The sequence below is a fragment of the Marisediminitalea sp. genome, from assembly GCF_984433645.1.
Genome location: NZ_CFIDRX010000067.1, coordinates 1 through 21,770, shown reverse-complemented (window position 1 = coordinate 21,770; position 21,770 = coordinate 1). Strand labels below are relative to the sequence as shown.

The 21,770-nt window shown below is 48.1% G+C and carries 18 protein-coding genes; 3 read left to right on the top strand and 15 right to left on the bottom strand.

Annotation, left to right across the window (positions count from 1 at the left end):
• The 4 genes from AC4MRN_RS10470 to AC4MRN_RS10455 form a co-directional block, all read right to left on the bottom strand.
• The coding region (locus AC4MRN_RS10470) for a GGDEF domain-containing response regulator (RefSeq protein ID WP_491203240.1) at positions 1-1,434 on the bottom strand (1,434 nt) is incomplete at its 3' end.
• A 256-nt stretch (positions 1,435-1,690) separates the two neighbouring features.
• A complete protein-coding gene (locus AC4MRN_RS10465) occupies positions 1,691-3,394 on the bottom strand; it encodes a tetratricopeptide repeat-containing diguanylate cyclase (RefSeq protein ID WP_491203239.1) in 1,704 nt (567 codons plus the stop codon).
• A gap of 62 nt (positions 3,395-3,456) precedes the next feature.
• Complete coding sequence (locus AC4MRN_RS10460; protein ID WP_073321523.1) at positions 3,457-3,657, bottom strand: hypothetical protein; 201 nt, start codon at positions 3,655-3,657, stop codon at positions 3,457-3,459.
• A gap of 54 nt (positions 3,658-3,711) precedes the next feature.
• Positions 3,712-4,497 (bottom strand): SAM-dependent methyltransferase, encoded by a 786-nt coding sequence (locus tag AC4MRN_RS10455; RefSeq protein ID WP_073321526.1) that lies wholly within the window; start codon positions 4,495-4,497, stop codon positions 3,712-3,714.
• A gap of 184 nt (positions 4,498-4,681) precedes the next feature.
• Here AC4MRN_RS10455 and ansA point away from each other — a divergent pair, with 184 nt between their 5' ends.
• On the top strand, positions 4,682-5,689 hold the full coding sequence (ansA, locus tag AC4MRN_RS10450) for an asparaginase (protein WP_370164817.1): 1,008 nt from the start codon (positions 4,682-4,684) through the stop codon (positions 5,687-5,689).
• Between the two features lie 40 nt (positions 5,690-5,729).
• On the top strand, positions 5,730-6,539 hold the full coding sequence (locus AC4MRN_RS10445) for a DUF2797 domain-containing protein (protein WP_491203238.1): 810 nt from the start codon (positions 5,730-5,732) through the stop codon (positions 6,537-6,539).
• A gap of 15 nt (positions 6,540-6,554) precedes the next feature.
• Here the strand turns inward: AC4MRN_RS10445 and AC4MRN_RS10440 are convergent, their stop codons facing one another.
• The 7 genes from AC4MRN_RS10440 to AC4MRN_RS10410 form a co-directional block, all read right to left on the bottom strand.
• Positions 6,555-6,770: a hypothetical protein gene (locus AC4MRN_RS10440; RefSeq protein WP_073321537.1), complete on the bottom strand. Its 216-nt coding sequence runs from the start codon at positions 6,768-6,770 to the stop codon at positions 6,555-6,557.
• Complete coding sequence (locus tag AC4MRN_RS10435; RefSeq protein ID WP_491203237.1) at positions 6,770-9,559, bottom strand: DUF349 domain-containing protein; 2,790 nt, start codon at positions 9,557-9,559, stop codon at positions 6,770-6,772. The genes AC4MRN_RS10440 and AC4MRN_RS10435 overlap by 1 nt, the downstream gene beginning before the upstream one ends.
• On the bottom strand, positions 9,549-9,842 hold the full coding sequence (locus AC4MRN_RS10430) for a YeaC family protein (protein WP_073321543.1): 294 nt from the start codon (positions 9,840-9,842) through the stop codon (positions 9,549-9,551). Before AC4MRN_RS10430 ends, AC4MRN_RS10435 begins: the two co-directional genes overlap by 11 nt.
• Positions 9,839-10,168: a zinc ribbon domain-containing protein gene (locus AC4MRN_RS10425; RefSeq protein ID WP_073321546.1), complete on the bottom strand. Its 330-nt coding sequence runs from the start codon at positions 10,166-10,168 to the stop codon at positions 9,839-9,841. The genes AC4MRN_RS10430 and AC4MRN_RS10425 overlap by 4 nt, the downstream gene beginning before the upstream one ends.
• Before the next feature lie 129 nt (positions 10,169-10,297).
• Positions 10,298-11,923, bottom strand: coding sequence for an alanine/glycine:cation symporter family protein (locus tag AC4MRN_RS10420; RefSeq protein WP_491203242.1), 1,626 nt, complete (start codon positions 11,921-11,923; stop codon positions 10,298-10,300).
• An 80-nt stretch (positions 11,924-12,003) separates the two neighbouring features.
• Positions 12,004-13,131 carry a M14 family metallopeptidase gene (locus AC4MRN_RS10415; protein ID WP_073321552.1) on the bottom strand — a complete coding sequence of 376 codons (1,128 nt, stop codon included), beginning with the start codon at positions 13,129-13,131 and terminating at the stop codon, positions 12,004-12,006.
• A 197-nt stretch (positions 13,132-13,328) separates the two neighbouring features.
• Complete coding sequence (locus tag AC4MRN_RS10410; protein WP_370164498.1) at positions 13,329-14,774, bottom strand: glyceraldehyde-3-phosphate dehydrogenase; 1,446 nt, start codon at positions 14,772-14,774, stop codon at positions 13,329-13,331.
• A gap of 262 nt (positions 14,775-15,036) precedes the next feature.
• Here AC4MRN_RS10410 and AC4MRN_RS10405 point away from each other — a divergent pair, with 262 nt between their 5' ends.
• The gene (locus AC4MRN_RS10405; protein ID WP_491203241.1) at positions 15,037-15,813 is read left to right on the top strand and encodes a DUF2989 domain-containing protein; all 777 of its coding nucleotides are present in this window, start codon (positions 15,037-15,039) and stop codon (positions 15,811-15,813) included.
• A gap of 103 nt (positions 15,814-15,916) precedes the next feature.
• Here the strand turns inward: AC4MRN_RS10405 and msrB are convergent, their stop codons facing one another.
• The 4 genes from msrB to glgB form a co-directional block, all read right to left on the bottom strand.
• A complete protein-coding gene (msrB, locus tag AC4MRN_RS10400; protein ID WP_491203236.1) occupies positions 15,917-16,306 on the bottom strand; it encodes a peptide-methionine (R)-S-oxide reductase MsrB in 390 nt (129 codons plus the stop codon).
• A 117-nt stretch (positions 16,307-16,423) separates the two neighbouring features.
• Positions 16,424-17,965, bottom strand: coding sequence for an NADP-dependent phosphogluconate dehydrogenase (gene gnd, locus AC4MRN_RS10395; RefSeq protein ID WP_491203235.1), 1,542 nt, complete (start codon positions 17,963-17,965; stop codon positions 16,424-16,426).
• A gap of 208 nt (positions 17,966-18,173) precedes the next feature.
• Positions 18,174-20,261 carry a glycogen debranching protein GlgX gene (gene glgX, locus AC4MRN_RS10390; RefSeq protein ID WP_491203234.1) on the bottom strand — a complete coding sequence of 696 codons (2,088 nt, stop codon included), beginning with the start codon at positions 20,259-20,261 and terminating at the stop codon, positions 18,174-18,176.
• Between the two features lie 8 nt (positions 20,262-20,269).
• On the bottom strand, positions 20,270-21,770 hold a 1,501-nt coding region (gene glgB, locus AC4MRN_RS10385; protein WP_491203233.1), incomplete at its 5' end, for a 1,4-alpha-glucan branching protein GlgB.

The following is a 21,770-nucleotide window of genomic DNA, read 5'->3' as shown; positions in this document are numbered from 1 at the left end:
ATCAATAACTTGAAAGTGTTGCTGTAATTGATCTGCAAATTGCTGCGCCTGGTCGGCAGCCATATCCTGCAGGAAGATAGCGAACTCTTCTCCTCCTATCCTTGCCGCACTGAGTACAGACGGCGATTCCAGCGCGGATATACACTGACTTACCTGCTGTAATACCCAGTCACCATTTTGATGCCCGAAGCCATCGTTGACCCACTTCAGATTATCCAAATCAAACAGCACCAGACTGTACGTTGTGGTAGGTTCGATATCTCTTAAGTATGAAGACACGGTTTCGGTAAAACAGCGTCTATTCGCCAATCCGGTTAAGGCGTCGGTATTCGCGGTCGTAATCAAACGTTTTCGCTGCTGGCGATGTCGGAACAGGCTAACCAGCGTCAGTAACATCAAGGTGGCTGACAACACCACAACCAGATAGGTATTTAGCATGCGTTGGTGGCTCACCGACAACTCACTTTCCAGCAGTGCATTTTGTTTCGACAGTGATTGCAACGCTCTTTCTGATGCTGCCAGGCTGAATTCGGCTTGCGCAATGGCTAAACGCTTAGTCAGAGCACTTTTCTGCTCCTGTCGCCTCAGTTCGCTCGCAATACGTAGCCAATGATAACTCTCAGCAAAATTTTGCCGTTTCATTGCCAAATCCGATTTCAACATGCTGGCATTCAAGAAGCCTTGCAAATAATTTTCAGACAGCGGATTGTTGACCAGTTCGTTTACGATTGCCTCGGCCTGCTGATATCGCCCCAGTGAGAACAAAGCGCTGGCATAAAATTCCTGCAGTTCGGCAAATAAGTGATAATAATTAAGTTGACTGACTTTCTCCCAGTGCGCCTCAACAAAGTCCACAGTCGACTGATAGTCTTTTCGTTCATTAAGTAACTCTGCCCAACTGACGACATATTCAATGGTGTACACATTTGGAGTAAGGTGATCACAGGTATTCTGTAATTTTTGTAGCCAAACATTGTCGATGCGCTGCGAATGCAATCCTTTCAATGACACAAATTCATAGGTCGTAAAGCGACAGTTTAGCTCTTCAGAGATGACTTCAGGATAACTCCTCGCATCCAGTATTAACTGCAATGCGTCGTCAAAGAGTTCCAGGTGAAGGAAAAAGAATATCTGCCCGACACGTGCGGTATACCAATCAGTGTCTCTGGGAGCTTCTTTTTGAATGGTAGCCAGTTCATTGACCAGTATTACGCCTTTTTCCCATTCTTTCGTACCTGCGTAAAGACTGAGTAATGTAGCGCGTAATCGGAGAGCCAAACGGCCTGAAACATGACGAGAAAGGAGTGGCTCTATTTGCCTTGCCGCTTTGGAAATATCGCCGCCCATGGCAACGTGAAAAGAGGTCAGGTAATTCAGGTAATCCTGTTCATACGGTGAGAGTGTCAAACGGCTGGCTTTTTTTAAAAGCGCCACAGAGGACTGCCGTTCGGTAACGCGCAAAGTATCAGCTTGTTCAATTAATTCAATCGCCTCCTGTGCGGCACACAGAGGACTCATAAATTCAAACAGCAGTAGCAGGCTTATTGTCAAAAATTGCTTAACCGCAATTTTTGTCCGCTTATAAAACAAAACTACCTCTCAATATAACACAGGCAAATCGATTCAGGGTCCTAATGAGAGAGCAGTCCGTAGCGTCGATAAAAACAGGGATTGTAAGCTTTTTTAACGATTATGACGACATATTCGCCGAATATTCATATACACGGTTACGACCGTAGTGCTTAGACTGATACAGCGCTAAGTCGGCAGCGGCATACAGGTTATCGAGCTTATAGCCAGCGTGTGAGGAACACCCTACCCCGGCACTGACTGTTAACTTGAAATTGTAACCCGATTGACTGGTATCAATATTGTCTATTGCCTTACGACATTCTTCCGCAATACGCATACCCACGCCGCTATCGGTCACCGTTAAAGCGATACCAAATTCTTCACCACCAAGCCGACCAACGATACCGTGTTGACCTACACACCGGGATATCGTGCTTGCTACCTGAGTCAAAGCCCAATCACCCACCTGATGTCCAAACGAATCGTTAATATTTTTAAAATGGTCCAAATCCAACAGAATGAGCGACACTGGATTGTTGTTCTTTTGTGCCTGACTCAGCAGGTTTTCGGCGCTATCGGTGAAAAAGCCGCGGTTATAAATGCGGGTCAGTCCATCTGTATGGGCATAATATCGCAACTTAGCCTGTACTTTTCTGCTTCGGTAAGACCAGAATAACAACGTTGCTAATAGTAGCGACACCAAAGATAAAGCCAGCAGTGAGTTTTCCAATTGCTCGGTAGTCAGTTGAGACTCGGTTTTTAACAGGTCATTCTGCTTGTCTAACAATTCAATCTGGTTTTGTTTGGCATCGACTTCAAACCAGGCTTTCTGAATTGCCATTTCATTTGCCAGTTTGGTTTCGAACATGGTTTTTTCCAGCGACAGCTTTTCATTCAGATAGTAGTAAGCTTGCTCGAAATCCTGCTTTACCTCAGCCAGCTGACGTAACACGTCAAACATCGTGATCTTGGCACCAACAAAGCTATCAATATTGTCAAGGGACAATGCCATTTCTGCATATTGCTGCGCCTCTTCATATTGCTTTAGAGCAACATGTAACGTTGCGAACTGGTTATATATTTCAATTAATTGAGAGTCCTGGCGAAATTGTTCTGCCTGATAGAGCGTTAATTGAAGTACATTCAACGCTTCTTGATAACGGGCTTGTTGTTTTAGCCACTTGATTTTCCACAGCGCAATATTTATCAATTCGTAATCTAAGTTAGCTGCATTGCACACTGCATCAGCGTCAGTAAAGTCAGACAGTGAAAGCTGCTCAATATCCAGATTGAGAACAGACACTAATTTCACTTCCATCGCTAAACACTTATGGAACAAATCAATGTTGTCTATCGAAAGTGCCCTTTCGGCAAAATGCAGAGCCGTTTCAGGCTGATTAATTTGTTTATATAACAATGCCAGAGCGATGTATGCAGCAGGACGGTATGTTGAATCAGGGTGATTCTGCAATAGAGCCAACAGCTCTTCGACGCGATAGAACCCTTCCTGCCATTGTTTTTTTGCTCCGAGTAAATTGATCAATGAGCTAAATGTACGAATGCGAATGTCGGGGCTCTGCGAAACCTCCAACAACGCGGAATATTCGGCAATCACCGCATCTAGATCGCCATCAAAGGTAAGAAAATACGCATTCAAATACTGATAATATTCACGTTCTTCGGCACTCAATGCGTTAATGGGAATAGCCGAAAGACGGTTACGGCTTTGCTCGGGGCTTGAAAGACGGCCCTGGTCAATATCTGCTAGCTCAAAGCCATAATTGGATTGGCCAAAAGCAAAATGTGTCCAAATAGCCAACACGGCGAAAAGGACACATGATCTACTAAAAAGGCGATGCATACTGCTACTTAATGCACCATTTACTAAACAGAAACAGATTCAGGTTCTTTAGGCTCTTCTTCGTCAGGCGAATCAGGCTTAACTATCGTGAGTGCTGGTTGATTTTCAGTATCTGCCATTGATGTCATTAGCGCCTCTATTTCAGCGCGGTCTTGCTCAGTCAATTGTGACAAATCAGAATTTGGATCGACACCGAGTTTCTCTAAAATTTTAATAGCAGTCATTGTTTTACCTCTTTTATCCATACGGGTTTATAAACTAAACTTCTTTTTACCACGCTACGCGCCAGAAATCGATTTTAATTGTTTAACAATTGCATGATTTGGCGTTAATTTTTTACCCGGCGGGACCACCAACGTCGAAATCAGAGAAACATCGGCATCGGGTAGCTCTTGTAATGGAAACCAGTCTATTTTTGGTCGTTGCGTGGGCAAAAACGGAGATTCGTAAATCGCAATGTTATGATCAGGTGCATAATATTCCAGCAGCATGTTCATTAATACCGTCCGTTGTTCCGGCCCGGTCTGCCTTGGCGTCATCGACAAATCCCCGGCATGCCCTAGTTGCCACAGAATTAAATAAGCAGTTGGATCAATTGCGCGCTTGTAAAACATAAACTGGCTGGTCTCAAACGACTGACACCCGAAGGCACCAGGGTCAATGCCCATGTCTGCATACAAACATGCATCCGCAGAAATGCCCGGTTCCATCCAGGCTTCAAAGCCTTCCTCGCGAGCTTGTTGTATTGCCGCATGGGGAACCTGAGCAAACACCCCGGGATGACCATAAAAAACACCCACAACACGACAACCATCCCGCACAGCCTGTATCAAAGCGGCTTGCATTTCTGCATAGGTTTGCCCGCGATCTTTGTCTTTACCGTATAAGCCTTGTAATGAACGAACGTCAGGATTCATAGTGGAAATCCACTGTTCTATAACCGGGTGACAGCTACTGAATACTACGTCTGCCTGACTAATGTGATTTCTGCAGCGCTCCGACATGTGCGCTCCCAGCACCATTCCGGGCCCAACACAAACCAGGCTCCCTTGTTTTACCGCCATGAGGCATTCCTTTTTTCGTTATTATTACTACGATGCGTACCTGACTGGTCGCAAAATTATCGCCATAGCCTAATACAAAATCGTTAGCGATTCGACCCGACAATCCGGAATATTGACCTTCGGCTGTACCCCCGAACTGTAAGGCTTGTTACAATGCGCGCAAAACAGAAAAACGACCATCATTATGCGTAAACATATATATATTGCCTACACGGGCGGCACCATCGGTATGCGGCCATCCTCCCAAGGCTACGTGCCTGCTCCCGGTTTCCTGGCTGAAACACTGGCTAACATGCCGGAGTTTCATCGGGAAGAAATGCCCCTGTATACCCTGCACGAATACGATGAACTTATGGATTCATCGGATATGAGCCCCGCAGATTGGCAGCACATCGCAGATGATATCGCACAACACTACGAACAGTACGACGGCTTTATTATACTCCACGGCACAGACACCATGGCCTATACAGCATCGGCTCTCAGTTTTATGCTGGAAAACCTCGGTAAACCGGTCATCGTCACGGGTTCGCAAATTCCCTTTGCTGAGCTCCGTTCAGACGGCCAGGAGAACTTACTCAATGCATTGTACATTGCTGCTAATTACCCGATTGCCGAAGTCAGTTTGTATTTTAATAACAAGTTATTACGTGGTAATCGCAGCCGTAAAGTAGACGCTGATGGATTTGACGCGTTTGATTCTCCGAACTTCCCTCCATTATTAGAGGCGGGAATCAATATTCGCGTGAAAGCAGGCAAAATTACCGATTACACCCCGCATACACTGAAAGTAAATCCGGTTAAAGCCCAGCCTATCGGCCTCGTGAGCTTGTACCCAGGTATTTCACCGGCGGTCATAGAAAATACCATTCAACAACCCGTTAATGCCCTGATCCTATTGAGCTACGGGGTCGGCAACGCACCACAAAACCCTGCCCTTCTCGCGCAACTGAAGTTGGCTGCAGAGCGCGACATTGTGGTGATCAATTGTACTCAATGTTTGCGCGGTAAAGTAAACATGGGCGGGTATAAAACTGGTCACGGCCTCTCCCAGATTGGGGTGGTTTCAGGTCACGACATGACGCCAGAAGCCACGTTAGCTAAATTACATTGCTTGTTAAGCCAGCAGCTGACTTTCAGCGAACTTAAACACGCACTGACCAAAAGCCTGCGCGGCGAACTGACTGAATAAGGTGCCTTACCACATGCAATACACTGGAAATTTAAGAAAAATGCGAGTTAGCGCAAACGACGATTGCGTTGCTCAATATGCATTACCCATTGGTGAGCACAGCGTTGACATGAACGCACTGATCGGGCGGGAGCTTACGGTAGAGTTCCACGGCGACATTCACTGTGTAAACTGCGATCGCAAAACCAAAAAAAGCTTCAATCAGGGATATTGCTATCCCTGTATGATGAAGCTGGCTGAGTGCGACACCTGTATTATTAAGCCTGAGTTGTGCCATTATCACGAAGGCACCTGCCGTGACCCACAATGGGGGGAAGCACACTGTTTATCTGACCACTTTGTGTATCTGGCCAATACCGGCAACATGAAAGTGGGTATTACCCGACATGTGACCGACGGCATTTCCAGCCGTTGGATTGATCAGGGTGCAACCCAGGCTACCGTGATGCTCCGCGTACCAGACAGACTAACCAGTGGGCGTATTGAAAAACTCTGCACCCAGTTTATCGGTGATAAAACGAACTGGCGGACGATGTTAAAAGGGGCTGCAGAACCTCAGGATTTAACCGGGTTAAAGCAACGATTACTTGCAGAGCTGGATGAAGAACTGAATAAGATTGCGCAGGATAAAGGCTTACAGGCGTTTTCTACGGTGGATGACACATTGCACACCATTAACTACCCTGTCGATACGTACCCAGTGAAAATTAAGTCGCTGAATCTGGATAAAACGCCGCAATTTAGTGGTACATTGACCGGCATAAAAGGTCAGTACTGGATGCTAAATGAAGACAGAGTCATCAATATCCGCAAATTTGCCGGGTATAATGTGACGCTGTCTGTCGAATAAGCACAACGCGAAGCGTCAGATTTCACTTCCTCCGAGCTCTGACGCCAAATCATCCAACTGCGCTAGCATGGTGTCGAACTCACCTGTTTTAATGCGATAACTCACACGTACATGGAAATTAGACTGGCCATACTTCACCTTCAGGTTGTCAGCCTGAAGGTGCTTAGCCGTGTTGAGAAAACGGTACGCCTGAGGTTGAGTATCGAATACATATTCAATGGCGTTTTGCATTACTCCTCCAGCGCCGGCATAGCATAGTAACTCAGAATACCCTGCAACCGACGTTGCCACCCTTCCCCTTTGGCAGCGTCGAATTGACCCGAAGAGGCAATAACACGTGCAATTAACGCATCAGTGTCGGGCAGCGCTGAGCCATTCAATTTACTTTGCATCAACTGTAACTGCACGGTAGAACGCTGTGATTCTAGCTCTGTAGGCGACGGCTGTTGCGCAAGCACTTCCAACATTAACATGTCGTGTTGCAAATCATTCTCGTTGTCTGCGACTTGCCCTTTCCACCAACTCACCGGCAAGTCAGGCGCTAAGGCTGGCGTCAGTGATTCGTTGATATCCGTAGTATCGCCAAGCGATTCTACAACGGCGTCAACCTGACGGGTAATTGAATCCTGCAGCTGACTCAGCAGCGCCTCATCCAGCACGGCTTTCACCTTACTTAACTGTGAGCCCAGTGCTTTTCTTTCCTTCGGGTGAACGGCTAACGAGGCGAGTTCGTCCCCTAGCGCGATAACGGCTTCCTGATGCTCAGGCAGAGGTGTTTGTTCAATCTCGGCGCTAAGCGTGTCTAACGATTGTTGCCACTGCTGTGCAACAGAGCGTTGTTGGCTTCTGGCCTGCTGCTGTTGAGCCTTTGCTTTACCGAACACAACGTCATTCGCAGCCTTAAACGCAAACCACAATTTGGACTCAACCCGTTTACCCGCCGGACCAACTTGCTTCCACTGTTGCTGCAGCGACTTTGCTTGTTCACACGCTTCTGCGGCATCGTCTTGTGATGAGAGTAACTCAGCCTGCTCTACCAGGGCTGTTTTTTGTTCGCGATTGTGCTGTATCCACGGCGACAATAATTCGTTCACCTGTTCACTGATCCCATCCCAACGTTTACGCAGCGCATTATAACGCTCAGCGTCCGTTTGGGGGGCTTGTTGCCATTGCTTTTTTAGTTGTTCAAAGCGCTGATAACGAGCGAGTGGCTCATAGTCCTCACTGACTAATGCCGTCAATTGAGCAATCAGTTGTTCACGCTCTTCAGCCGCACTTAACTGTGCTGCCTCCAGTTCAGCGAAATAGGTCCGACAAGGGGCGAATGCTTCTTCTAACAGCGTATCAAATTGCGTGTTTAACGCTTCGTCATCCGCTGTACCTGTACTTCCCAGGCTTAGCCATTGCTGCCTAAGTACCTTAACGGCCTTGGCTCTGCCTGGCATGTCGGTATCATCGGTAGATACTAACGCTTGAGCCTGCTCAATAAGCTGGGGTTTGCGCGGCGCCGCAATGTAGTTCTGCCAGCCTTCAAGCCGGGCAATTTCAGCCTCGGTTTGTTGGTAGCGTTTGTCTATGACCTGGCGCGTTGCATCAGGTAGCGCCTGATAGATTTCAGACAGCTTGCTAAATTTGACCATCGCCGCATTAAATTTACCCTGTGAGACCAGGTTATCAATAATATTGATATGTTTTCTGCATAATTTCAGGTCAGATTGCTGGCGAGCCTGCGCCTGGCGTTTGTGAGCAGACAGCGTGTTATTCAGTGTCTTCCATTGCGTCTGAAGAAACACAGGCACCACTGCCATGTCAGACGTAGCTTGTGTCCACGCTTGCTTGATCTGCGCGGCATCCAGTGACAGTGGCTCTTCAGTGCTCTCAGCCTGCGCTTGCCAGTCTTTGAGTAGTACCTGTAGTTCGGTGACTTGACGTTGCAACGTGGGGAGACCATCCCAAATGTGTCGATAGCTTTCCAGTAAGCTCTCTATTTCCTCTGCGGGAGTTTCGAACGCCTGCAGGGCTTCAATAGCAGATTCAGCAGCCTCGACCGCTTTTTGAAATTCGCTGACCTCACCTAAACTCAAACTGAGTAGTTGTTCGCCCTGAAGCTTCTGGTGGTACTGCTTTACTGTTTCCACGGTACTAGCTACGCGTTCTTTAGCCTGTTGATGCGCAACGGCTTGCTGAGCCTCACGCCAGGGCCCTTCCAGTCGCGCCAGATGGCGAGACAGTTTATCTGCAATGGCACTGTATTTCTGTTCAAAGGACTCCCGAGTGGTCTCGTCAAGACAGTAAAAATCTGCCGACAGCGAGGTGTACTCATCCTGCAGAAGACTGAACTGCTTTTCGACAGTCGGAAAATCTGACTTATCGAGTAAAGCTTGCATCTTGGACAAGGTTAGCGTGCAGTCTTTCGACAGTTCCACCGGCTTTTGTGCAAGTAGCCTGACTTCATCAAGCCGCGCTTTAATAATCGCCGCTGTGTGACTGTCGCGGCACTTTTTCAGTGCTTTTTGCAGCACATCAATGTCGCTACAGTGTTCTATGAGATGGTGCTTTAAATGAACGGATGGCGTTAATGTCAGCATCTCAAGATAAAAAGCACTTCGCCCTACCCGGCTGATAGCCTGGGCAATAAATGCGGTGTCTTCGTGCAATTCCGTCATTAACGGTAAACAACGCACAATTTGTTCAGACGGCGCAGACTTCAGCAGATACTCTTTTGCCTCTTTGACGCTTAACTGTTGAGAACCGTCGATTAACGCGCATTCGACTTTGGCTTGTGCCGCCGAACGCAAACGCGTATTGCGGGCAATTTGAGACATTTTCAGCCAAAGCGCAAATGCATCGAGCTTTTCTAAGGCTGCAAGGCTGACGCGTTCATCGTCGTCGTTAAAGGCCAGTTCGTGCAAAATACGTTTCTCGTTTGGCGAATCTGGCGATAGTTTTTCAATGGCTTTTAACCGGATATCCGGGTTGTTACTAGTGTGGGAAGGCGCGAAAAATCGACTAAATATCATCCTGCTTAAACCGGGCTATGGATTGTTCATTGGATTGTGTTTCACGTAATTCCTGACGCAATTCACTTTTGCTTTTGTGTACGATTTCGCCGCTCTCACCCACCGTCATGTGCTCGTTACTGCGCGCAACACGGGCCTGATATAACAATACCGCCTGAAGGCAATTCTCTTTTTGTTCCTCTGACAATGGGTTGCCATCCGGCCACTTACCGGTTTCAACCGCCTGACGAAGTCTGTCATAAACTTCGGGGGTCATGGCTGCCAGAATTTGTTCTACATTCATTTTCCTGACCGTTTCAACAATACGATTCTTACACGGTTAATGCCGTACCATAAAAAGCCAATAACACAGGCCGTTAATGCCATATTGTGTTGCATATCACCCGGTGACGCACCACCCCAATACATAAAACCAAACCCGCCTATAAACAACAACATGGCAAGCATGGATTGGTTTTGAATACTGTGCATTTTCTTGAAGCGCTGCATACTGTGCTTGCGCTCAATATCTTCAATTGAAGCATCCTGATAAGCAAAGTCACAGTGTGAACAAGACTTCGCTTTGTCCGACATTTTTTTACCACATGCAGGACAGTCAATTAACGCCATGCTATCTCCCGTTTTATAGTGAGTTCATGCCCGGAACTGCAAACCGGACATATCAAAAAGCCAGGAATGAACCCTGGCTTTTACACCGGCTTGTTCTATCTACATAAAACAAACCAGACTGGTTTACTTTTACTGTTTGTTTTTTACGCTCTGCCAGTATTGATCAACGGTCTGCTTCATTTCTTTACTCAGCAGCACAATACCGAACAGGTTAGGCAATGTCATAACAACAATCGCCACTGCGGACAACGCCCATACCAGGGTTGTATCAGAAAACGATGCCCAAACAAACCCGGCCACGTATATCACCCGATAAGGCATGATAGAGCGAGGGCCCAACAAATACGTCATTGCACGGTCGCCGTAATATGACCACGCGATTGCGGTTGAAAATGCAAATAGCAGCAAGCCTACCGACACAATATACTGACCAAAATCACCAAACCAACCGCGCGTGAACGCAATCGTTGTTAACGTGGCCGAGTGGACCAGCGATTTACCCTTAACAACCAGGTTTTGTTTAAGTGGCTTACCGTCTTTAATCTGCAGGGTACCCGTAAACGGGTCTTCGTTACCTACCAGGTATTGCACATCTTCGGCAATTGAGCGTGCATTGATCAATGTATAACCCGAGGTGACGGCCGTTCCGTTAACAACAGAAATTGGACCCGTATAAGGCTTCACATCGCTGTCACCCGTACTGTTTAAAAACCCGTACAACTGAACCTTGTCATCGTCGGCTTTGTCTGAGTATTCACCGGCAACAAAAATCATATCTGAGCGGTCAAACACATTCTCATGCTTTTCTTTCCATACGCCTGAGGACAGGATAACCAGGCCCGTAATAGTACAAATGATGATGGTATCAATGAAGGGTTCAAGCAGAGATACCATGCCCTCAGAGGCAGGCTCTTTGGTTTTTGCAGCGGCGTGCGCAATAGGTGCAGAACCCTGACCTGCTTCGTTAGAGAACAACCCGCGGTTAACGCCACGGTTGAACGCATAAGCTAATGAGGCACCGAGGAAACCACCTGCAGCAGCGGAACCGGTAAACGCATCGCTGATAACGGCAGCGAACGACGGACCAATATTCTCGATATTGGCGAAAATAACCGCCAACGCGCCAATCAGATAAACCACAGCCATGATAGGCACGATACGCGCAGTAACGGCAGCAATACGCTGGATACCACCTAGAATAACCAGTGCCAGTAAAATACCCAGTACACTGCCCACAATCCAGGGCTCAAAGCCAAACGTGGCTTCGATACTGGTTGCAATACCGTTACTCTGCGGAAGGTTGCCCGTGCCAAACGAGCTCACTACGGTAGCAATGGCAAATGCAACAGCCAGCCATTTCATGTTCAGGCCACGGTCCATGAAATACATGGGACCACCCGCCATGGAGCCGTCTTCTGTTTGCACACGGTACTTGTGAGACAAAGTCACTTCTACAAATTTAGTGGTCATACCTAAAAAAGCGGTTGCCCACATCCAGAATAATGCAGCCGGGCCGCCCAGGAAGATTGCAAATGCCACACCGCTGATATTACCTGTACCAACGGTACCCGACAGCGCCGTTGTAAGCGCACGGAAATGTGTCGTGTCACCCGGATCATCACTGTGGTCGTACTTACCGGTGACCACCTTCCAGGCATGGGTAAAAAAGCGGATTTGTGGAAATTTCAGGTAGATGGTGAAAAACAAGCCCACCCCAAGTAGTACGAAGGGGAACCAATCGGCGCCCCCCAGCATGCCATCCAATGACACTAAAAAGTTATACAAGCCTTCCAAACCGGATTCCCCTTGTTGTTAATGTTTATTGTTGTTATGTCCTAACGAAGGTGCGAAACCACAGCGCGGGTCGCAACTAGCAGGTCTTCACCAAACTGCTGGCAACGCTGTGCAGACCAGCCATACAGTGGATCAGGTAAATTATTATTATCTTTAAACGGCATTTCGACGGTGTACGCCAGGCACTCAAATTCTTGTCCGACCGCATTTGACGCAATGGTCAGATTGGCTTCACCAGGCGCATCTTTGGCATAGCCAAACTCATCCTGAAATTCTGGTGTTGTTTGCAGCAACGCTTGCTTGAAGCCATTTTCTAATGCGGCAAGACGCTCAGAATACGCGGGAATGCCCTCGCTGCCCGCCACAAAGTTGTAGGGCAACGCTTCATCACCGTGCAGATCCAGGTACATATCGACACCTGTCTCGCGCATTGCATTGAGCACGTAGTAAACCTCCGGGCTTTGTTCCAAAGTAGGCGTAGCCCATTCACGGTTCAGATTTGCGCCTGCCGCATTCGTGCGCAAATGACCGCGTACACTGCCATCCGGGTTCATGTTAGGTACGATGTAAAACACCGCGTCATTCAACAGCGCGCGGGCAATACCATCCTGATCGTCGAGCAAGCGATTAATCATCCCTTCAGCACACCATTCGGCCATCGACTCGCCGGGATGCTGTCGCGCTGTTACCCAAACTTTGCGTTTACTCTCATCTTCTTCGCCAATTACCAGTACGGAAACATCTCTGCCGTCCAGCGTTTCGCCCAGCAAGCGTAATTCGCACTGAGGCGCATTTTGCGCATCACTTAGCAAATCCAAATGGCGCTCATAGCTGTAGGGTGTGAAGTAAGCGAAATACACATGAGAGTGTTCCAGCGCCAGGCTAAAACTCAGGTTGTCACCGTCAAATTCGCTGTCTACGCGAAACCAGGTTTGTCTGTCGTAGGAAGCACATACGTTGTAGCCATCCCAGCCTTTCGGATAGGCTGATTTAGCTAAGTCAGTAATGCGCAAATTATGGACCTGGTTGACCTCACCCTGAAGGCGGAAGTGAAACCACTGGTAAAAATCGGATTGGTTGTCTTTATTGATGGCCAGCACAATGTCGTTCGCATTGTCGGCCTGAATGACGCGGATGTTACCGCTGTCGAATTGACTTGAAATATGCATCTGTCTTTTTTGTTATCAATTTTCGACTAATTTAACACAGTCGAGAAGAACAATGCCATGGCGTTGAACGGCGAAATGACTGTTTTTGTAGTAAGTGTTTAACATTTATACGGATTGCAATAATGGGAAATGGCAAACAAAAACGCGCTGTTGTATTTCTACAACAGCGCGTGGATTTTCCATTGTTAATGTTGCGGTTAGCGAGGCAGGTTTGGAATGCTGATCCCGGCCATATCCATTGCTACACGCAGAACCTGGCAGCTATAGCCAAATTCGTTGTCGTACCACACATAAAGGGTCAGGCGATTTTCAGCAACAATGGTTGCCTGTGAATCAACGACCGATGCGGCGCGCGAGCCCACCAGGTCAGTAGACACCACTTCTGTTGACGCTGTGTAATCGATTTGATGCTGTAATGACGAAAACAACGCCGTATCACGCAGGAACTCGTTAACCGACACCTTATCGGTGGTTTTTTCGAGGTTCAGATTCAAAATAGCCATTGATACATTTGGCGTCGGTACACGGATAGCATTACCAGTCAGTTTGCCAGCCAGTTTTGGATAGGCTTTAGCAACCGCTTTTGCCGCTCCAGTCTCCGTAATTACCATGTTTAATGGTGCACTGCGGCCACGGCGCTCAGCTTTGTGATAGTTGTCGATCAGGTTCTGGTCATTGGTGTAAGAGTGAACAGTTTCAACGTGACCGTTAACAATGCCGTACTCCTCATCCAGCGCTTTCAGCACAGGGGTAATGGCATTGGTAGTACAACTTGCCGCAGACATAATGGTGTCTTCAGCAAGAATATCCTGTTGGTTTACACCATGTACGATGTTTTTGATGTCGCCTTTTCCAGGCGCTGTCAGCAATACTTTCGCAGTGCCTTTGGCTTTAAGGTGTAACCCCAGGCCATCGCGATCACGCCACATACCGGTATTGTCGATGACCAACGCATTGTCGATACCGTATTCAGTGTAATCCACCTCGTCCGGGCTATTCGCGTAAATCACCTGAATGTAGGAACCATTTGCTTTGAGGGCTTTGCGCTCGTGATCAATGGTAATGCTGCCATTAAAAGGACCGTGAACCGAGTCGCGGCGTAACAAACTGGCGCGTTTCTCTAAATCACCATCTTTTCCGCCTCGCACAACGATAGCGCGTAAACGAAGCTTGTTATTTTGTCCCTGACGTTCAATCAGCAAACGGGCCAGCAATCGACCGATACGACCAAACCCGTATAGCACCACGTCCTGAGGCACTTGTTCGTCTGATTTATTTGCGACGTCAGCCAGTTTGTCCTGTAAATAGGCATTCAGGTCAGTTTTGTCGACGGCACTACCGTAGTGATAATCGAAGGCCAGCTTGCCAATATCGATTTGCGCTGGCGCCAGTTGCATTTGGCTGATAGCTTCAAGGATAGGAAAGCTCTCACGTAAGCGAAGTTTAATACCTTCGTGCAAACGGACTTTACGATGAGCTTTGATTACATCGATGGCACTTGCGTTCAGCAACGTGCGGCCGTATACGGTGATCTCAACAGAGTTATTCCGATACAACTTGCCAATAATCGGCAACATCATTTCTGCGTATTCCTGGCGTTCCTGCCAGCTAGCTTGCAATTCTTGCTCAAAGGGTTGGTTCATACTAGTGCCTTCATCAAATAAATCATGTATAAAATTGACGATGTAACCGGGCACACGCTTTTATCTGACGGGTCTGCGGAACGCAGATTAACCGTAAATGTAGCCCTGTGCCGTGTTGGGCGACATTCTAAATAAACACAAAGGGAACTCCAAATTGTTGAAAAATTTCAAAAAATATAAAAAACACCGCGCTAAACCACTTTTATTTAGTAATTTTTCCACACATTGTCGTTGGTTGATTCTGGCCCTGTTTTTGGGATTGGTGACAGGGTGTGGTGATTTATTTGAGCCGACGATTAAAACGATCTGCGAAGACTATCCGCACTTTTGCGCAGATTTAAATCAGGATGGCTGGTGCCGGGCTGAAAAATCCAACATCATCCGTCATCGTTATGACCATCAGAACGATGACAGCGAGCGCCCGAAGTATGATCTGCTGATTCACCTCGAAAACTACGACGCCTGCATCAGCAAAGCATCACAAATTCAACATAAGAAATACCGCGAACGAGAATTCGGGCGCAAAGAGGCGGCCGTCACTGCGAATAAGGCGTTGCGTCAACTGGTGTGGCAAACGCGTCACTCCGCTGACCCGTATGTGTCTTATTATCAATGGTCTAGATTTGGTCATGAGGACGCTAAGGAACGCTTTGTGCGCGCGGCTCAAGCCGGCGTTTTCAGTGAACCTAAATACTACGTAGACCTGGCAAGTATTCAGGTTGCAACTGATCCAATTGCTGCACGTAACGCCTTGTTCATGGCGCTAAGTCACTATGCCAATGTCGATTCAGAGATTGATGGCAGCATCAGCAGCCAGTTGGCCACCCTGTCTCTGGAAATAGAGAATTACCGAATGGCCTATGTATGGACAAAAGTCACTAATCATTTTGCCGACAACATTGACGACAGTCAGTTAGTTGCCCTGGCCACACAATTTTCCCTGCCAGTCGACATTCTTGATCAGTTATCGGGCGATATCATCGACGCTATCAGCGGCAGGGATTTCGATGCGCATGCAATGAAGATTGACCAGTTGTAGGTGAAATTTGAAACAAAATTACATAAAAAAAATGTGATTTTTTTTGCATATTCACTATTGGAGCGGGTAATAGTTGTTATTACCCGCTGCTCAATCACCCGAATTACGCTTTGTCGTTAGCAATCTTAAATGACAGGCTGACTGAATTAACGCAATAGCGCTGCCCGGTAGGTGCCGGTCCATCATCGAACACATGACCTAAGTGAGCATCACATTGCTTACAGAAAATTTCAGTACGACGCATACCGTGACTGTCATCAAACCGATAACCCACATTGTTATCTTCGGTCTGGGCGTAAAATGACGGCCAACCACATCCTGCATCAAACTTGGCCAGCGAACTGAATAAATCAGCACCACAGCATTTACACGAGAATGTACCATCACGGTTTTCATGCAGTAATTTGCCGGTAAACGGCCTTTCGGTACCCGAAAGACGGGTAACACGGTATTCTTCTTCTGTTAATTTTTCGCGCCATGGATCGGATTGCATGATTGACTCCTTTAGCTGAACCGGACTGAGTCACTATAACAAGCCTGAGTAGTGTTTGTGAGCCACTGTTCAGACCGCAGAAACAAAAGACGCGCTAAGTAGCGCGTCATTGTTAAACTAAATAAGATGTTCCGGCCTGGTTGGATCACTCCACTCGGTGTGATATTTCTGGCCAGCCGGTTTGTCTGTACGCTGATAGGTATGCGCGCCGAAGTAGTCTCGCTGCCCTTGCAACAAGTTGGCAGGTAGGACTGCGGTGCGGTATGAATCATAGTAACTCAACGCCGACATCATAGCAGGACAAGGGATCCCATGCACCGCGCTCAGTGCGACCGCGCCACGCCAATCATCCTGATGGCTGGCCAGTTGTTCTACAAAGAACGGGGCCATCAGCAGGTTTGGCAAATCAGCTTGCTTCTCGAAAGCCTGTGTAATTGACTGCAAAAACACAGCGCGAATAATACAACCTGCGCGCCAGATTTTTGCGATCTCTGCAAAGTGGAGTGTCCAGCCCTGCTCTTTAGCGGCAGCGTCCATGAGCTGAAAGCCCTGCGCGTATGCGCATATTTTCGAACAGTAGAGCGCATGCTCAAGCTGACGAATAACCGTTTCTCGTTGATCTTCTGCAATCACTGGCGCAGTAGGGCCTGCCAGCGTATTCGCTGCAGCGACGCGTTCGGTTTTCAGACTCGACAGGCTTCTGGCGAAAACAGCCTGAGCAATGGTTTGTGCCGGTGAGCCAATTTGCAGTGCACTCACAGCAGTCCATAGCCCGGTACCCTTCTGACCCGCTTTATCCAGAATAACGTCAACCAGTGGCTGTTGTGACTCAGCGTCAGTTTGCTCCAGCACTTCAGCGCTGATCTCAATCAGGTAAGAATCCAGCGGTCCCTCGGTCCATTTGCGGAATACCCGGGCAATCTCAGCAGGCGTCATACCAAGCGCAACACGCATAACATGATACGTCTCGCAAATGAGCTGCATATCGGCATATTCAATACCGTTGTGTACCATTTTGACGTAATGACCTGCGCCATTTGGACCGATGTACGCCGCACATGGTTCACCCTCAGTGACAGGCTTACCCGGCTCTGCCGTTTCAATAGGCTTACCGGTTTGTGGATCGACTTTAGCGGCAATGGCTTTTAGCATGGGGGCAACACGTTTCCAGGCCTTTTCAGAGCCTGACGGCATCAATGAAGGTCCGAAACGGGCACCTACCTCACCGCCTGACACGGCAGTGGTAAAGAATTGGAATTTATCGGCGTATTTCTGCTCGCGGGCGACGGAGTCAGTCCATAGACTGTTGCCAGTATCAATAACCACATCATCCGGAGAAAGCCCGGCAGTAATCAATTGCTCACAAACAGCGTCCACGGCGTCACCAGCAGGAATGGATAGCAAAATAACAGCGGGTGAGGTCAATGAATCAAGCATAGCGTCTAAGGCAGAAACAGGAATAATACGTGCAGGTTGTTCTCCCCGCTCCTTCTCATCCTGTTTTACGATAGCTTCAACACGCCCGGCATCCAGGTCAAAACAAGCCACCCGATACCCATGATCAGCCAAATTCAGCGCCAGGTTTTTACCCATCACGCCTAACCCTACAACACCGATATCACATGAATTGGCTTGTGCTTGTTCGCCACTTGCTCGCATGAAACTGCCCTCAGACTTTAGATGGGTGCGCATAATACCACTCAGCCAACGAATGAAAAGTATTAACCGCTGATTTTTCGCTTAAATTCCAATACAGATTACAGATTGGAACAACCGGCAGTTCACAGTACTGAAAACCGGTGTTCTCAAAGTGTAGCAGGTCTGATGAGTGGTGTCGGCCTCAGTCACATCCTGAGGCCGTTACGTTTTATCGGGGAAAGTCGGTATAGCGAAAAACCGCAAACGACCGTCGGGCTTGTAAAAACAAATGCTGAATACGGATATTCGGCTGATCGTTGGGACACTTATAACGCGTATCCAGTTTCAGCGACCATCCACCGGTTGGCGTAAGTAAGGGGGTGTTAAAGGTGACTTCTTTGTCGCTGGCGTTAAAACACAGCAACCAGTGTTCTGTTTCTTCATTGCTTTGCGGTACACCACGAATTTCCAGCGCAAACGCTTTATTATTCTCCGCCTGCCAGTCCTCGCTCTCTTTGTCGCTGCCGTCTGGTTTGTACCAGTTAACCATGCTGACATTAGGATGAAGCTGAAACGGATCATCAGGTAAAAACGCACTGTTTAGCAATACCGACGATTTACGCAACGCAATGACGTACTGACAAAAGGCCAAAAAGTCCTGCTTGCGTTTGTCCAGGCGCCAGTCAAACCAACTGATTTCATTGTCCTGGCAATAGGCATTGTTGTTGCCTTGCTGGGTTCGGCTCAGTTCGTCCCCGCCTAACATGTGCGGCGTTCCCTGAGACAACAGCAAGGTCGCAAACAAATTGCGTTTTTGCTGTTCACGAATCGCAATGATTTGCTTGTCCTGCGTCTCACCTTCTACGCCATAATTAGCCGACAGGTTGTGTCCATGACCATCGCGGTTGTCTTCACCATTCGCCAGATTATGGCGCTCGGCATAACTCACTAAATCCTGTAGCGTAAAACCATCGTGGTAAGTAACGTTATTGACTGACGTATTGATGTGCCTGAATTGTTTAGGAAAGATATCTCGGGACCCCATCAACCGGGTAGCAAAATCAGCTGTGCTGCCAGTATCACCACGCCAGAATGCGCGAACAGAATCGCGGAACTTATCATTACATTCGAGCCAGTGAGCGCCGAATGCGCCCAGTTGATAACCTCCCGGGCCGATGTCCCAGGGTTCGGCTATAAGTACACAACCTTTTAATACCGGATCCTGCTGAATAGCTCTTAATAACCCTGCAAACGGTGAAAACTGCTGTGGATCGCGTCCAAGACAAGCGGCCAAATCAAAGCGAAAGCCGTCTACCCCAATAACTGATACCCAATACCGCAGCGCATCCATAATCAGCGTTGTCATGATGGGATGTGCTGAATAAACGGTATTTCCGCAGCCCGAATGGTTGCTGTAAACCAGTTTCCCGGACGCGGTTTGTTCTTGAAGATAAGCCTGATGAGGGAAAAATCCTCGGAATGACAAAACAGGGCCGTCTTTTCCGCCTTCCGCGGTATGGTTAAACACCACATCGACAACCACTTCCATACCCGCTTCGTGATAAGCATCGACCATGTTCATGCATTCTTTAATTGCATGTTTCTGACTGTAACGCGGCTCAGGAGCGAAGTAATTGACCGGGTTGTAACCCCAATAATTCGTCAGGCCCTTTTCGGTAATGTACGGCTCCGGCATAAATGCGGCCAGCGGCATAAACTGTACGGTTGTTACCCCTAAACCGGTCAGGTGTTCAATCACGGCTTCATGGGCAGCACCATTGAATTTACCGCGATCCGCTTCCGGGATTTGCGGATGTAACTGCGTTAATCCTTTCAGGTGCGCTTCATATACAACCCGCTGATTACGCGGAATGTCTGGTTTGGCCGGGCGATGATCATTGCTACATTCCGTTGGCTCTACGACCACGGATTTTGCAACCATAAATTGGCTGTCACCCTTGTACTGCCGCTCATTCCAATGCATAGCGCGGCTGAGCATTTTTGCATAAGGGTCGATCAGCAGTTTATCTGTTGGTACGCTCAACAGAGTTTCTTCACCTCGTTCAACCCGGTAGCCATATAGCTGGCCGGCTTCAACTCCCTTGACAGACACATGCCATACGTCACCCGTTTTCGCTGGCATGACCAACTCTTCAAGTGTTTCTTCCGTGTCAGGGTGAAACAGACATAACACGACGGCCCTTGCATCAGGACACTGTACTGCAAAATTACAACCTGTCGGAGTGACCGTTGCGCCTAGCGGATAAGGCTCACCAAGACCGACTTCCTCTATCAGGGGTTGCGCCACGCTGTTCACAGCTGCTCCTATTCAATTACAATAAATACGGTTGCCAATGGGGGTAATGTGATCTCGATGGAATGCGGTTGATTATTCCATGAGACAGGCGTGGCGTTGAATTGTTTTTCGCACTGGTAGCCACTGCCCCAATATACGCGATCATCGGTATTCAATACCAGTTTATATTTGCCTGCTCGTTGCACGCCTAACCGAAATTGCTCTCTGGGAACTGGCGTGAAATTGCTCACGACATACACTTGTTGTTCACTGCCGGTAGCCTTTCGCATAAACGAGATAACGCTTTGATCGGCATTTTCGTGGTCAATCCAACTAAAACTGCCATGGTCGTGATCGCCTTCGTATAGCGCAGGATAATGCTTGTAGAGCGCATTCAAGTCGCGATACAGGCGCTGAATGCCCGCATGCTTGTCGAACTGTAACAACGACCAGTCAACCGAGCTGTCGTGATTCCATTCTGATGCCTGGGCAATCTCATTGCCCATGAAATTCAATTTTTTGCCCGGATGACCATACATAAAGCCTGCGTAGCTGCGCAAATTAGCAGCTTGTTGCCATTCATCACCAGGCATTTTACCAATTAAGCTGCCCTTACCGTGTACCACTTCATCATGAGATATGGGCAGTACGAAGTTTTCATCAAACGCGTACACCATACTGAATGTCATCTCGCCATGGTGATAGACCCGGTAGGCGGGGTCTTTGGCAATATAATGCAGTGAGTCGTGCATCCAGCCCATATTCCATTTGAATCCGAATCCCAGTCCGCCTTCGAATACCGGTCTGGATACTTTGGGAAAACTGGTCGACTCTTCGGCGATTGTCATGGCGTGTGGGAACTGCTTGTACACTTCTTCGTTCATCCAGCGCAATAAACTGATTGCCTCGTAGTTCTCGTTGCCACCATCCACGTTAGGGATCCATTCCCCGTCGTTACGCGAGTAGTCCAGATATAACATACTGGCAACGGCGTCAACTCGCAGTCCGTCAACGTGGAAGTGTTCCAGCCAGTAGAGGGCATTGGCCACTAAAAACTGGCGGACCGTTTGCTTACCAAAATCGTAGATGCACGAATTCCAATCCGGATGCCAACCTTTGCGCGGGTCTTCATACTCGTAGACATGGGTACCGTCAAAGCGGGCTAAACCATGACCATCTTCCGGGAAGTGAGCGGGAACCCAGTCGATAATGACACCAATGCCGGCCTGGTGGCAGGTGTCGACGAAGTATTTGAATTCATCCGGTGAACCAAAACGGCTGGTTGGCGCGAACAACCCGACCGGCTGATAACCCCATGAACCATCGAATGGGTATTCTGAAATTGGTAACAGCTCGATATGGGTATACCCCATTTCCAGCACATAATTAACCAGCTCTTCCGCCAACTCCCTGTAAGTAAGATAACGTTGCTGCGTATCTCGCGGACGCTTCCATGACCCAAGGTGCACTTCATAAATGCTCATTGGCTGTTGGTATTTGTTGCTCGAGGCGGCTTTATTCAACCATTCA